This window comes from [Leptolyngbya] sp. PCC 7376, assembly GCF_000316605.1.
Taxonomy (GTDB): domain Bacteria; phylum Cyanobacteriota; class Cyanobacteriia; order Cyanobacteriales; family MRBY01; genus MRBY01.
Genome location: NC_019683.1, coordinates 3738075 through 3750875 on the forward strand (window position 1 = coordinate 3738075; position 12801 = coordinate 3750875).

10 protein-coding genes and 4 pseudogenes are annotated in these 12801 nt (G+C 44.7%); 9 read left to right on the forward strand and 5 right to left on the reverse strand.

The features are described 5' to 3' along the window. Window positions 1–61 precede the first annotated feature (61 nt). Window positions 62–1906, forward strand: coding sequence for a hypothetical protein (locus LEPTO7376_RS16885; RefSeq protein WP_015135343.1), 1845 nt, complete (start codon window positions 62–64; stop codon window positions 1904–1906). Window positions 1907–1916: 10 nt separating this feature from the next. Continuing rightward, entirely contained in the window at window positions 1917–2555 is a 639-nt protein-coding gene (locus LEPTO7376_RS16890) for a 2OG-Fe(II) oxygenase (RefSeq protein WP_015135344.1), read from the forward strand. Between the two features lie 278 nt (window positions 2556–2833). On the opposite strand, the pseudogene LEPTO7376_RS16895 reads toward LEPTO7376_RS16890, so the two are convergent. Further along, window positions 2834–3663, reverse strand: a pseudogene (locus tag LEPTO7376_RS16895) (IS982 family transposase). Window positions 3664–4052: 389 nt separating this feature from the next. Between LEPTO7376_RS16895 and LEPTO7376_RS16900 the strand changes: the two are divergent. Together LEPTO7376_RS16900 and LEPTO7376_RS16905 are read left to right on the forward strand one after the other, a co-directional pair. Next, window positions 4053–5003: an NAD-dependent epimerase/dehydratase family protein gene (locus LEPTO7376_RS16900; RefSeq protein WP_015135345.1), complete on the forward strand. Its 951-nt coding sequence runs from the start codon at window positions 4053–4055 to the stop codon at window positions 5001–5003. Between the two features lie 26 nt (window positions 5004–5029). After that, on the forward strand, window positions 5030–5512 hold the full coding sequence (locus tag LEPTO7376_RS16905; protein WP_051188805.1) for a Tab2 family RNA-binding protein: 483 nt from the start codon (window positions 5030–5032) through the stop codon (window positions 5510–5512). Window positions 5513–5574: 62 nt separating this feature from the next. Here the strand turns inward: LEPTO7376_RS16905 and LEPTO7376_RS16910 are convergent, their stop codons facing one another. After that, window positions 5575–5793 (reverse strand): NblA/ycf18 family protein, encoded by a 219-nt coding sequence (locus LEPTO7376_RS16910; protein ID WP_225901119.1) that lies wholly within the window; start codon window positions 5791–5793, stop codon window positions 5575–5577. Between the two features lie 144 nt (window positions 5794–5937). Between LEPTO7376_RS16910 and LEPTO7376_RS16915 the strand changes: the two genes are divergently transcribed. From LEPTO7376_RS16915 to thiO, 5 genes are all read left to right on the forward strand, one after another. Continuing rightward, window positions 5938–6540: a phycobiliprotein lyase gene (locus tag LEPTO7376_RS16915; RefSeq protein WP_015135347.1), complete on the forward strand. Its 603-nt coding sequence runs from the start codon at window positions 5938–5940 to the stop codon at window positions 6538–6540. A 136-nt stretch (window positions 6541–6676) separates the two neighbouring features. After that, window positions 6677–6946: a 30S ribosomal protein S15 gene (gene rpsO / locus LEPTO7376_RS16920; RefSeq protein ID WP_015135348.1), complete on the forward strand. Its 270-nt coding sequence runs from the start codon at window positions 6677–6679 to the stop codon at window positions 6944–6946. Between the two features lie 44 nt (window positions 6947–6990). Continuing rightward, complete coding sequence (locus LEPTO7376_RS16925) at window positions 6991–7476, forward strand: PAM68 family protein (protein ID WP_015135349.1); 486 nt, start codon at window positions 6991–6993, stop codon at window positions 7474–7476. A gap of 200 nt (window positions 7477–7676) precedes the next feature. Beyond that, complete coding sequence (gene aroF / locus LEPTO7376_RS16930) at window positions 7677–8732, forward strand: 3-deoxy-7-phosphoheptulonate synthase (protein WP_015135350.1); 1056 nt, start codon at window positions 7677–7679, stop codon at window positions 8730–8732. A 154-nt stretch (window positions 8733–8886) separates the two neighbouring features. Then, entirely contained in the window at window positions 8887–10833 is a 1947-nt protein-coding gene (gene thiO / locus LEPTO7376_RS28725; RefSeq protein ID WP_015135351.1) for a glycine oxidase ThiO, read from the forward strand. A 103-nt stretch (window positions 10834–10936) separates the two neighbouring features. On the opposite strand, the pseudogene LEPTO7376_RS16940 reads toward thiO, so the two are convergent. The 3 pseudogenes from LEPTO7376_RS16940 to LEPTO7376_RS25005 all read right to left on the reverse strand — a co-directional run. Further along, window positions 10937–11344 (reverse strand): annotated as a pseudogene (locus tag LEPTO7376_RS16940) (IS982 family transposase); the annotation flags it as partial. 17 nt (window positions 11345–11361) lie between these two features. Next, a pseudogene (locus tag LEPTO7376_RS25845) lies at window positions 11362–12238 on the reverse strand (IS630 family transposase). 56 nt (window positions 12239–12294) lie between these two features. Next, window positions 12295–12748 (reverse strand): annotated as a pseudogene (locus LEPTO7376_RS25005) (transposase); the annotation flags it as partial. Window positions 12749–12801: the final 53 nt, after the last annotated feature.

Consider the following 12801-nt stretch of genomic DNA (forward strand, 5'->3'; position numbering starts at 1 on the left):
AAGCTCTGGGGAAAAGTCTGTGGGACAATGAACAAGATGGTTGTGCAATAAAACGTCGATAATGACCTCCACAAGCCCTTACAAAAGTAAACTCTTTAATTTTCTAAATCGTCAATCGATTCAGTGGAATACTCGTTTGGCTCAGGCTGCACGTCGTCTCAAAATCACAGTGGAATGGGGCTCACAAATTGCGGTTTATCCACTGTATCTCCTCGTTCAAAGTAGCCGAGTTGCCACGAGACAGTTCGCCGCCTCCCGCTCGAAAAAGCAAAAAGAACAGCAGGCGATCGCCCAAACTTCTGATTCTGCTGTGACATCGGACATGACCAGTGAAATTTTGGCGCTGAATGCTTCGGATAGTTCAGACGTAAAGTTACAGGGTCTAGCCTGTGACCTAACCTCCCAGCAAATTTTCTTTGTCGATCAACAAAATCAGCTCGTTATACCTGACCAATCCCAAGAATCTCTTCAGAAGCAAATTAGTCTTGAGCTCGGCAATTTCAATTATCAAAAACGTCGCGATCGCCAAACGGCTCTTCCACCGCAAGAACCACGCATTCTCCCGCCAGTCCAGCCCCAAAATCCAACATTGTTTGCTCCGGTTCGATGGGCACTCCAAGGCTTAAGTTGGCTCGAACAAAGTCCCGTGGCGATCGCCCTTGATTTCTTTGGCGAATCAAACTGGCGCACAGCAGTTGTCCCTCTCGAAATATATTCTCCTAAACTCTTTCCTCCGCTTCCTCTTGAGCCTATTCTGACGCCTCTCGATGATCGTGTTGCTGCGCTTGAGACGAAATTATTAAACTCAGATGTCGATTTCACTAGCGAATCAGATCTCCCACCTCTAAAGCGATTTTTTCGCAGATTTACCCCAAAGCCTGCTGCAACTGACGAACCCCAAACTACCGAGTCACCATCCTCTAGCCCAGAATCCACACCGACAGATCAGCAATCCTGGCTTAGTTGGACCGATTTGTTTAAACCCAAAACAAATCCCGCTAATCTCCCAAGCCCAAGTGAGCTAGCAAACACAGCTATTGTCCCCACTACCGAGCAATCGCAATCATCAAAGCGAACTGCTGTAGAAAGTACTGAGCCAGAGCTGCCACCATTACAGCGTTTTTTCCGTAAATTTAGCCCAAACCCCATCACTTCAAGCCAACCTCTAACTCCAGACTCTCCGACTGAAAATTCAACGACGGAACTACCAGCCGAAAAATCGCAGCTTAGTTGGACAGATTTATTTAAACCCAAAACAAATTCTGCTAATCTCCCAAACCCAAGTGAGCTGAAAAACACAGCTATTGTCCCCACTACCGAGGAATCGTCAAAGCTAACTGCGGTAGAAAATACTGAGTCAGAGTTGCCACCATTACAGCGATTTCTCCGTAAATTCACCCCAAACTCCATTACCTCAGACCAATCTCAACCTTCAACTCCAGACCCTCTGACTGAAAATTCAACGACAGAGCCACCAGCCGAAAAATCATGGCTTAGTTGGACAGATTTATTTAAATCTCAAGCAAAAACAGTAGATTCAACAGATCAGCGAGATACGGCCATTATCCCAACACCAGAAATCACTAGCGATGTCACATCATTTGTTGCGCTAAATACTGAACTCACAACAGAGCAAGAAGAAGGGCGATCGCCTGACCTGACTCCTGCAAACAACATTGAAACTAACGAGTTAGCGACAGTCAAAACAGAAACAACGACCGACCTAACCAACACATCAAACGACAGCCCAGAAGTGGAAATTGAAGCCCAACCCGAGTGGATAGAAACAGAAGCTCTTAGCGCAGGCTATGAATATCATTTTCTCGAAAAACTGCTCAAAAAAGTCGATCAAATAATGGTTTGGGTAGAAGAAACAATCGCTAAAATCTGGTCAAAATTTCGCTAACAACAGTTTGATGTCCTTATTAACTACCCAATCAAAACCCACCTCAACACAAACCCGTTTCCTAAAAGGCGATAGTGTAATCATTCCTGACTTTTTGCCACCGGAAAAATACTATGAAATTTTGAATTTCACTCTGACCTGCCAATCATTATTTCGTGCATCCTCAACCGTTACCCAAGAAACAAACTATCGGCAATCTCTCGTCGCATTTTCCTACGATTTCCCTGTCATTTATGAATGGATGAAATGTTCTATCCTCAAACATTTCCCTAGAATTTGCCACCAATTGCAACGCCCATATTTCCGCATGAGCCAAATTGAAATGCAAATGACGGCCCATAACCACAACAATTTCTACAAGCTCCATAACGATTCAGGCAGTGAGGATACCTACACACGAGAACTCACATATGTTTATTATTTCTATCGCGAGCCGCAAGCCTTTAGTGGTGGTGAATTGCGGCTCTACGACACAACATTAAAAGGCAAACATCCTTTATCCCAAACGCAATTTCAAGAAGTTCAACCGCAGAATAATAGCATTGTATTTTTTAATAGCGATTGTCAGCATGAGGTGATGCCTGTTATTTGCCCTTCTGAACAGTTTCCAGATAGTCGCTTTACGATTAACGGTTGGCTGCGACACTAAATTAGTGTAAAAGACGTGAGTCTTGGATAAGAGAAATATGAAAAAGTCTCTTCTTCTCTAGGTTTCGGGCTTTTTTCTATCTATTCAACAAGGATCATTTTATGCAAAATTTTGCTAGTCTGGCACAATACACAAGATATTTTCAGTAAAAACGCCTTGTTGCGAATCAGAAAATAGATAAAACTCCAAACAAACTTTTGATTTATGAGGATTTCAGCCCAATGCGTTATCTCGAACTGACGTTAAGTAACGTCAGTTCGAGATAACGCATTAAGGTTCTAATCAAGCTGAAGAGAGGGTTTCTTTGGCTGATGACAATAGGCAATGAGACCACACAGCAAGTTGACACAAAAATTGGCAGGACTGCGATGGCGGGAATGCTCAATCTGAGAAATATTCTTCAGTTGGTCAATGACTGTCTCAATCAAAGCTCGCTTACGAGCCAGCACTTTGTCACGCCAAAGCATCAGGTGATTCTTCATATTGCGACGAGGCTTAGCTAGAAGCCTCACATCATATTCTTCTTGTAAATACTGTGCCAGAGCTTGAGAGACGTAACCTTTATCGGCAAAGACTTTTCCCGATAACCCTTTCAAAAGCTCCACTACCGGCTTTCTATCATTGGTGTTGCCAGGCGTGACTTTCACATTGAGTAATTCGCCATGGTCATTGATAACCAGATGTAGTTTGAAACCAAAGAACCAACCCACAGAGGTTTTACCTCGAGCGGCATGACCTTCAAAAACGCGATGTTGAGAGATGCGGCGATTGTGACAAACCTTGATACTGGTGGCATCAATGAAGCTGATACCTGTGCATTGTGCTGTAGGTAGACACATAGAGGTACTAACGTCGAAGGCATCCACTCCACAAAACGTTGGTCACTCACGGCTCTGGGAAAAGCTCTTCGCCAGTGATGACGCACATTGATGAGATAGAAATATTTAAAATTGCGATAGTGAGATTGGTGAAAAGCAATCAATATCGTCATTATCTCGCTGAGACTAAGGCTTCTGGGGCGACGCCGTCGCTTTTGCTTTGAGGCCAGTAATTGCTGTTGCCATTGAGGTTCAAAGACTTGGCAGAAATCATCAACAGCACAAAACAAAGATTCTAGAAGAAAGTGGTGGACTGCTTATCAACTTTCACAATATTCACTTTCTCTTAACGTGAGTTCGGGATAAGAACAACAGGAAACAAGTCTTTCCTAATCTGGGTTTGAGACTTCTTTATTCTTTATTGAGCAGCGATTATTTTAGGCAATATTCTACTGATTGAGCTCAATCAATACGATATTTTCAATTAGAATGCTTTGTTGCGAATCAGTACATAGATAAAATTCCAAACAAACTCTTGATTTATAGGAGTTTCAGGCTAACTTGTCGGAATTTCATCCTAATTCCTTAACCCGAACTCACGTTATTTAAACTTTTTATCAGCAGTCCAGATAGTGTTTTATTTTGGAGAAATAAGTGGTTGTTTAACTTAAAGAAAAACATGTCAAAAGTTATTGTTACGGGCGTAGCTGGATTTATTGGTTCAAATATTGCGGAAACACTCCTAAGCCAAGGACAAAAGGTGATCGGAGTTGACCAAGTTAATGACTATTACGACCAAAATTTAAAACGAAAAAATCTTGGAGCTTTAGAGGGTTTCGAGAATTTTCAGTTTATTGAAGACGATATCCAGAATCTTGATTGGCGATCGCTTTTTTCTGAAGCGAATATTGTCTTTCACCAAGCGGCACAGGCAGGGGTTCGAGCAAGCTGGGGAAAAGGCTTTCGGGACTATACTGAACGCAATATTAGTGCAACCCAAATCATGTTAGAGGCAGCAAAAGACGTTGGCACTTTAGAACGATTTATCTATGCAGGCACCTCTTCTGTCTATGGCAACGCAGAAACGATGCCCACCTCAGAGCTTATTCCTCCACAGCCTGTTTCTCCCTATGGCATCACAAAATTAGCCGCAGAACGGATGTGTTTTCTTTACCATCGCAACTTCAATGTCCCAGTGACTTCGCTGCGTTACTTCACGGTTTATGGGCCCCATCAACGACCCGATATGGCATTCCATAAATTCTTTAAAGCAGCAATTAAAGGCACAACGATTCCAATCTACGGTGATGGCAAACAAACCCGTGATTTCACATTTATTAGTGATGCGGTTCAAGCCAATTTTCTGGCGATGAAGACTCCTGAAGCAGTAGGCGAAATTTTCAATATTGGTGGCGGTAGCCGGGTTATTTTGAATGACGTCTTAGATGAAATCGATAACATCGTTGGCAAACCCATCACGCGGAATTATGGCGATCGCGCGCGGGGAGATGCGAGACATACTAGTGCCGATGTCACGAAAGCAAAAACGATTTTGGGCTATGACCCACAGGTGAGCCTATCAGAAGGATTACGCCATGAATGGGAATGGATTCAAACGTTATATTGCTAAAAGCATAATTTGGGGTTGAGAAAAAAATGAACGATCAGATGCCAGCGCCACCACAGCCTTTGCCTGATGAACTTTGGGGTGAGGAATGGCGGTTTGCCAGTATTCCGGCGGGTGATCTGTGGGATATGTTCAGCGATCGCCCCATTCCTTTTCTCTCAATGCCGATCGAATTTAAACCTGTCAATCTCGGCATTGCATCTAATACGTTTATTCCGGGCGTGGTGATTTATGGTGGACGACAATCCATGCAATTAGCGGGCTGGGTAGCAGAACGAAAGCCCCAAACTCACCTCTACCAAGAAACTGAAAAAAATTTAGCGGGTGGATTATTGCTCAATGACAAAGCTCAACAACGCTGGGTCACATTAACCTTCCATGATCAGGCGATCGCCACGGCAGGACAACGCTATCAACAACGCCTAGCCGCTGCCAAAGGACTCCATTTTCTACTCGTACAGCCAGATGACTCCGATGTTACATTTAGCGGTTTATGGCTCCTAAAAGCATAAAAAATCCCCACTAACTTTGCAGTGGGGATTAACAAATCGCGGATAACTCTGAAGCTGAAACGTTAACCTTCAGCAAGTTTTGATAAAAGATTTTCCTTAACCATATTTTGACGGAATAGCTCTAGTAAAAATTCTTGGGTTTGCTCTAAAGATAAGTTGCGTGCTCTCGCTTCAAATAGTTGTACTTTGAGCCTTTGATCGATGGACAACGGATTTTCTGAGGACATAACCTTACTCCTTTTTAGTGAAGTGGCGATCGCCATGTATGTTTCTGAATACATTCAATAAGAACTCTGTCAAGAATTCTGTTAAAAATAAAACATTTCTTAAGGTATTATGGCGAATTCATGAAATTTCCGTGCCTTGCCCCTAACGAACCAGATACACTAATACGCTAATAAGAAGATTTTTTAGGAAACCCTGTTATGCAAAGCTTTGCGGATGCCAAAGAGTTTTTTCAATACAGTGCTGGGAAATGGCGTTCTAGGCGAGTCACCCACCACTTGCCCTTCCGCCGTGCTGAATCTGGTGGCTCCGACATTAAAGTGGAAAATCTCGAAAAAGATGACGAGCGCATCATTGAAATCTGTGGCATGCACGAAATGGATGCAGCAAACAGTGTTGGCGGTTCCTACGTAACCTGGGCAGGTTCAATGCAGTGGGATAAAGCAGATGAAAATCACGATGGTAGTACCGTTTTTGCACTAATTCCTGACCCCGAAAATCCTCGCCAAGGCAAGCTCTTGCGGGAACGCGGTTATGCAGAAATTGTGCCTGTAGCTGGCGAATACCATCTCGACGAAGAAAATGGTCTAGTGCTCACCACTGAATACGACACCATGACTATTTACGAGCGTTTCTGGTTTGCTAATGAAAATCTTCGTTTAAGAACCAGTACCGTTAAACGTTTTGGTGGTTTTAATACGACGACTTTCTGTATGGAAGAGCGCGTTCAAACTGAAGAGGAAGCCAATCAAGAGGCGATCGCCAGCAACGAAGCACAGCCCTATGCCTTTAGCGGTTGGTAAGTCGCTACATCCATTTCTATTAGCGAATATTTTAGGCCTCAAATCCAGAGCGAAAACCATAGGATTTCTCAGCAAAGGATGTTAGAGTATTAGACTGCAACTAATTGTATTTTTATTTTTTACACAACACGGAATTATGGCTTTAACGCAAGAGCGTAAACAGGAACTCATGGGCGAGTATCAGATTCATGAAACTGATACTGGATCTGCGGATCTCCAGGTCGCATTCCTCACAACTCGCATTAACCAGCTCACAGAGCATCTCAAAATCAACAAGAAGGATCACTCTTCTCGTCGTGGTCTCCTCAAAATGATCGGTAAGCGTAAGCGCCTACTGCAATTTATTAAGGCAAAAGACCAAGCTCGTTACCAAGCTCTCATCGGTCGCCTCGGCATCCGTCGCTAGAATTTACTTCGGCACGTTAAGAAATCATTTGTTTTTTAAGATTTATGCCCTCTGAATCATCTCGCGAGCCATTGCCTTTTGAGCCGCGCCAGACTAAGAAAAAGACTCCTAAAAAAGAGCCAGTCGCTGCTGCACCGACAACGAAAACATCTGCAAAGACAGATAAACGTCGTCAAAATCGCAGAGATAATCGCGATCCAGGTGCGATCCCAGAAGCAGTCAGCAAACGGATGATCCGTCGCATGGCTTTCTTTTCGGGCATTCCCACAGCGCTGGGGATCAGTTCCTTTGTGATTTCCTATTACATTGTGATTAATGAAATCATTGAACTACCCAGTGTTGCTGTATTGCTTGTGAGCCTTGGGTTCTTTGGACTTGGTGTGATCGGTCTCAGCTATGGTCTTCTCTCCACGTCTTGGGACGAAGAACGTACTGGCAGTCTTTTGGGTAGTGATGAATTTACCCTGAATTTAGGCCGCATGGTGCAGGCATGGAAGGAAGGCCGAAAGGAGGCTCGCAGTAAATCTTAAAGTTTAGACCCTTGGTTTTTTAGGGTTTCCGAGTTTAAATATCTCGTATATGCTTTGTCGGCTATCAAAATTTTCTCTGCATCAATGTATCCCATCGATATTGAGAACAATGGCGATCGCCGGCAAGTTATTTTTTATAGCGTCATCATAGAAAAAAGCATACTCAAGTTTTTATTGTTGTAATCTCCAGAGGAACAAGCATGATTGTTGTCATGAAGGTTGGCTCACCTGAAGCTGAAATTAATCGTTTAGGGAGTGAGCTAGAGGAATTGGGTCTTATCCCCGAAAAGATTGTCGGTGCGCACAAAGTTGTCGTTGGGTTAGTCGGCGACACTGCAGCGTTTAATATCGAGCGTATTCAAGAGCTAAGCCCCTGGATCGAAAGTGTGTTGCGAGTGGAAAAGCCCTTTAAGCGCGCAAGCTTAGAATATCGCCACGGTGAATATAGCGAAGTTGTTGTCCCCACTCCCAATGGCGATGTCACCTTTGGCCCTAATCACCCCGTTGTCGTTGTCGCAGGCCCCTGTTCCGTTGAGAACGAAGAGATGATCGTTGAAACGGCTCTCCGAGTGAAGGCCGCTGGTGCAAAGTTCCTTCGTGGTGGTGCTTACAAGCCCAGAACTTCCCCCTATGCATTCCAAGGTCACGGTGAGAGTGCATTAGAACTTCTCGCCGCGGCTCGTGATGCTTCTGGTCTTGGCATCATTACTGAAGTCATGGACACTGCAGATGTAGACAAAATCGCAGCGGTCGCAGATGTGCTCCAAGTAGGCGCGCGCAACATGCAGAACTTCGCTCTTCTTAAGAAGGTTGGTGCACAGGATAAGCCTGTTCTCCTCAAGCGCGGTATGGCTGCAACGATTGATGATTGGCTCATGGCTGCGGAATATATCCTTGCGGAAGGCAACAGCAAAGTTATTCTCTGTGAGCGTGGTATTCGTACCTTCGATCGTAAGTACACTCGTAATCACCTCGACCTCTCTGTCGTACCTGTGTTGCGTAGTTTGACTCACCTCCCCATGATGCTGGATCCCAGCCACGGTACTGGTAAGTCTGAGTTTGTCTTACCAATGGCGAAGGCTTCTATTGCAGTGGGTACTGATTCCTTGATGATCGAGGTTCACCCTAATCCAGCAAAAGCGCTTTCCGATGGCCCTCAGTCCCTCACTCCCGATGCATTCGACGCGGTGATGAAGGAATTGGCGGAAGTGGAAAAGCTAACTGGGCGTGCTCAGAAGGAATTGGCGATCGCCTAATCGCTTAATTTCCGAAATCAATTAACTGTAATTTGATTTAATAAAATCCTCGTTCATCGGAATGGGGATTTTTCGTTCTATTGCGAAAATGGCTAGCTCATTGGTGGTAGATGTAGCGTAAAGTATGCGGCGAGGATAGAGACGGTTAAAAGCTATGGCAGAGCATTCAGATATTTTGGTTTTAGGGGGCGGCATAATCGGTTTAAGTATTGCCGTCGAGTTACAGCAGCAGGGTCGTCAAGTTACCGTTTTAAGTCGTCGCTTTAGTGAAGCAGCTAGTCATGCTGCAGCGGGTATGTTAGCGCCTCAAGCAGAAGGTCTAACGGGGCCAATGTGGGAATTGGGGCGGCGATCGCGCGATATGTATCCTGAGTGGTCACAAAAAATTGAACAGCTTAGCGGCATGGAGGTTGGATATTTACCTTGTGGCATTTTTGCGCCTTGCGAAGAAACTCCTGCAAATGTCACTACACCGCAGCACAATGGCACTTGGTTGAATAAAACTCAGCTCGGTTACTACCAATCGAATTTAGGTGAATCAGTTGCAGGTGCTTGGTTGTACCCCGAAGATGGACAAGTCGATAATCGTAAACTTACTCAAGCTTTATTGCAGGCAGCACAAGGGTTAGGGGTCACGCTTAAAGAAGGCGTCACCGTCCTCGGATTACAGCAATCTGGAGGTGAGGTTTTAGCCGTTCAAACTGACCAATGCAATTTCACCGCAGAGCATTATGTTTTAGCAGCGGGTTCATGGTCAGCTCAAATTACGCCTTTGCCAATCTATCCAGTGAAAGGGCAAATGTTAGCGTTGCAAATGCCGACTCCCGATATTTTACGACGCGTTTTATTTGGCGATGGCATTTATTTGGTACCTCGGCAAGATGGCACATTAATCGTTGGGGCGACAGTGGAAGAGGTGCAATGGCAGCCGAATAATACGCCTAAAGGGATTCGATATTTATTAAGTAAAGCAGCTCGTTTACTCCCTGCGATCCAAGATTGGAATATTAAAGAATTTTGGTGGGGTTATCGTCCTGCAACACCAGATGAAATGCCGATTCTTGGTGAATCTCCCTGCCAGAATTTGACCTACGCAACTGGTCATTATCGCAATGGCATTTTGCTAACGCCCGTCACTGCTAAATTAATTGGCGATCGCCTCATCCACGGCACAGACGATCCCTTACTTAAACATTTTTCTTACCAACGTTTTCTAGAGGAGCAACCGATGAATAACGGTTCTAGCGCCACACTTTACGCAACACCAATCTCTACACCCACACATACAAAAATCGGTGGGTTACCTGCTGATGACCAACTTGTAATTGCAGGACGAACATTCCGGTCGCGATTGATGACAGGTACAGGTAAATATCCGTCTATCCCTGCGATGCAACAGAGTGTGGAAGCGAGTGGCTGTGAAATCGTTACGGTGGCAGTACGACGCGTCCAAACTAAAGCCCCCGGGCATGAAGGATTAGCAGAAGCACTCGACTGGAACAAAATTTGGATGTTACCGAATACTGCGGGTTGTAAGACAGCGGAGGAAGCAATTCGGGTTGCTCGGCTTGGTCGAGAAATGGCGCGATTATTGGGTCAGGAAGATAATAATTTCGTCAAATTGGAAGTGATTCCCGATGCAAAATATCTGTTGCCTGACCCTATCGGTACTCTCGAAGCGGCAGAAATTTTGGTGAAGGAAGGCTTTGCCGTTTTACCCTATATCAACGCCGACCCCTTGCTCGCAAAACGCTTGGAAGAAGTAGGTTGTGCCACAGTAATGCCCCTTGGTTCACCGATTGGTTCTGGCCAAGGCATTCAAAATGAAGCCAATATCAAAATTATTATTGAGCAGAGTAATATTCCGGTCGTGATTGATGCAGGCATTGGGTCTCCTAGCGAAGCTGCTTTTGGGATGGAGATGGGCGCTGATGCTCTACTCATTAATTCGGCGATCGCCCTTGCTCAACACCCGGTGCAAATGGGACGAGCGATGGGTTTAGCCGCAGAAGCAGGACGTTTGGCCTATTTAGCGGGGCGGATTCCAGTGAAGAGTATGGCAACGGCGAGTTCTCCCCAAACCGGAACAATTAATTCCTAGATTCACTGTCCAAACAAACCACCGCCAAACTATCTCTTCTACCAGAGCTAAATCATGGATAACGCTTCTAACTAACGTGAGTTCGGGATAAGGAATAAAGGTTCTAATCAAGTTTTAGAGAAGGTTTCTTAGGTTGATGACAATAGGCAATGAGACCGCAAAGCAAGTTGACACAAAAATTGGCAGGACTGCGATGGCGGGAATGCTCAATCTGAGACATATCCTTCAGTTGGTCAATGACTGTCTCAATTAAAGCTCGCTTACGAGCCAGCACTTTGTCACGCCAAAGCATCAGGTGATTCTTCATATTGCGACGAGGCTTAGCTACAAGCCTCATATCATATTCTTCTTGCAAATACTGTGCCAGAGCTTGAGAGACGTAACTTTTATCTGCAAAGACTTTTCCCGATAACCCTTTCAAAAGCTTCACTACCGGTTTTCTATCATCGGTGTTGCCGGGTGTGACCTTCACATTGAGTAATTCTCCACGGTCATTGATAACCAGATGTATAGCAGTGGTCAAAAGAGTTAAGACGTAGCAGAACGAAGAGTCATATCCATCGCATCTCTGAGAGATGGACAGTGTTTGAGTTGCTTTCGAATGCGGCTTTTCAACCAAGACCAGCACCGCTCAATCTTGTTCAAATCTGGTGAATAAGGAGGTAGAGACAATAGCTCACACTTCGCCTGTGCCAGAATTTCTGCGATTCTTCCCCCCTTATGGAAAGTAGCATTATCCAAAATTAAGACCTGATGAGGTTTTAATTCTGGCAGTAAACAATTCTCTAGCCACAATTCAAACACATTACGGTTACAGGAGCCTTCTACTGTAAAGGGTGCAAACAGTTTGCCCTGACTCCATGCAGCAATCATATTGACTCTGCCGCGACGATTTCCGGACTTGAGGTCGTAGAGCCGTTCACCTTCGGGACTATAGCCATCATCGTAGTTTCCATCTCGCTCATCCATTCCCGACTCATCGCAATAAATAATTTGTTCTGGTCTTAAGTTGGCGAGTTGTTGTCTGAATGCCTGTCGCTTCTGTTCATCCCTTTCTCGATAGCCATAGGTCTTTTTTTCGAGTAAAACCTATCTTTTTCAGCATTCTGGAGATAGTGCGGCGGCTCACATCTTCTGGCCATAGTTATGCCATCTCTGCCTGAGTTTTATCCGGGTGCTGTTGCACAAAGTTTTTGAATGCTGCTAAGTCTATGATTTTGTGACCATAGCCCTTTTGATAACCTGTTTTGGCGCTGTAGCTCCCTGTATGCCTTAGTCGCTGTATCCAGAGAGAAAGGCTGCTGCGGCTGATATTAAACATGTCACATACATCTTTTTTGGGAATGCCTCGCTCCACTGCTGCTAGAGCTTTACGGCGTAGGTCATCACTATAAGCAGCTGGCATTTCTTTACTTCACACAACATTCCCATACTACTGCCTAAGCCATCTGGCCATTGCTATAGTTTGAAGCCAAAGAACCAACCCACAGAGGTTTTACCTCGAGCGGCATGACCATCAAAAACGCGATGTTGAGAGATGCGGCGATTGTGACAAACTTTGATACTGGTGGCATCAATGAAACTGATACTTATGCATTGACCATAACAGTGCTGTAGGTAGACACAGAGAGAGAGGTACTAACGTCGAAGGCATCCACTCCACAAAACGTTGGTCACTCACTGCTCGTGGAAAAGCTCCTCGCCAGTGATGACGCACATTGATGAGATAGAAATATTTGAAATTACGATAGTGAGATTGGTGAAAAGCAATCAATATCGTCATTATCTCGCTGAGACTAAGGCTTCTGGGGCGACGCCGTCGCTTTTGCTTTGAGGCCAGTAATTGTTGTTGCCATTGAGGTTCAAAGACTTGGCAAAAATCATCAATGGAACAAAACAAAGATTCTAGACGGATCCTAGAAGAAAGTGGTGGACTGCTTATCAACTTCCACAATATTCACTTTCTCT

Bases quoted from the DNA above. Each gene is read 5' to 3' on its own strand.
- LEPTO7376_RS16885 (WP_015135343.1), top strand. From the start codon at position 62: ATGACCTCCACAAGCCCTTACAAAAGTAAACTCTTTAATTTTCTAAAT.
- LEPTO7376_RS16915 (WP_015135347.1), top strand. From the start codon at position 5,938: ATGCAAAGCTTTGCGGATGCCAAAGAGTTTTTTCAATACAGTGCTGGG.
- LEPTO7376_RS16900 (WP_015135345.1), top strand. From the start codon at position 4,053: ATGTCAAAAGTTATTGTTACGGGCGTAGCTGGATTTATTGGTTCAAAT.
- LEPTO7376_RS16910 (WP_225901119.1), bottom strand. From the start codon at position 5,793: ATGTATTCAGAAACATACATGGCGATCGCCACTTCACTAAAAAGGAGT.
- rpsO (WP_015135348.1), top strand. From the start codon at position 6,677: ATGGCTTTAACGCAAGAGCGTAAACAGGAACTCATGGGCGAGTATCAG.
- LEPTO7376_RS16925 (WP_015135349.1), top strand. From the start codon at position 6,991: ATGCCCTCTGAATCATCTCGCGAGCCATTGCCTTTTGAGCCGCGCCAG.
- thiO (WP_015135351.1), top strand. From the start codon at position 8,887: ATGGCAGAGCATTCAGATATTTTGGTTTTAGGGGGCGGCATAATCGGT.
- LEPTO7376_RS16890 (WP_015135344.1), top strand. From the start codon at position 1,917: ATGTCCTTATTAACTACCCAATCAAAACCCACCTCAACACAAACCCGT.
- aroF (WP_015135350.1), top strand. From the start codon at position 7,677: ATGATTGTTGTCATGAAGGTTGGCTCACCTGAAGCTGAAATTAATCGT.
- LEPTO7376_RS16905 (WP_051188805.1), top strand. From the start codon at position 5,030: ATGAACGATCAGATGCCAGCGCCACCACAGCCTTTGCCTGATGAACTT.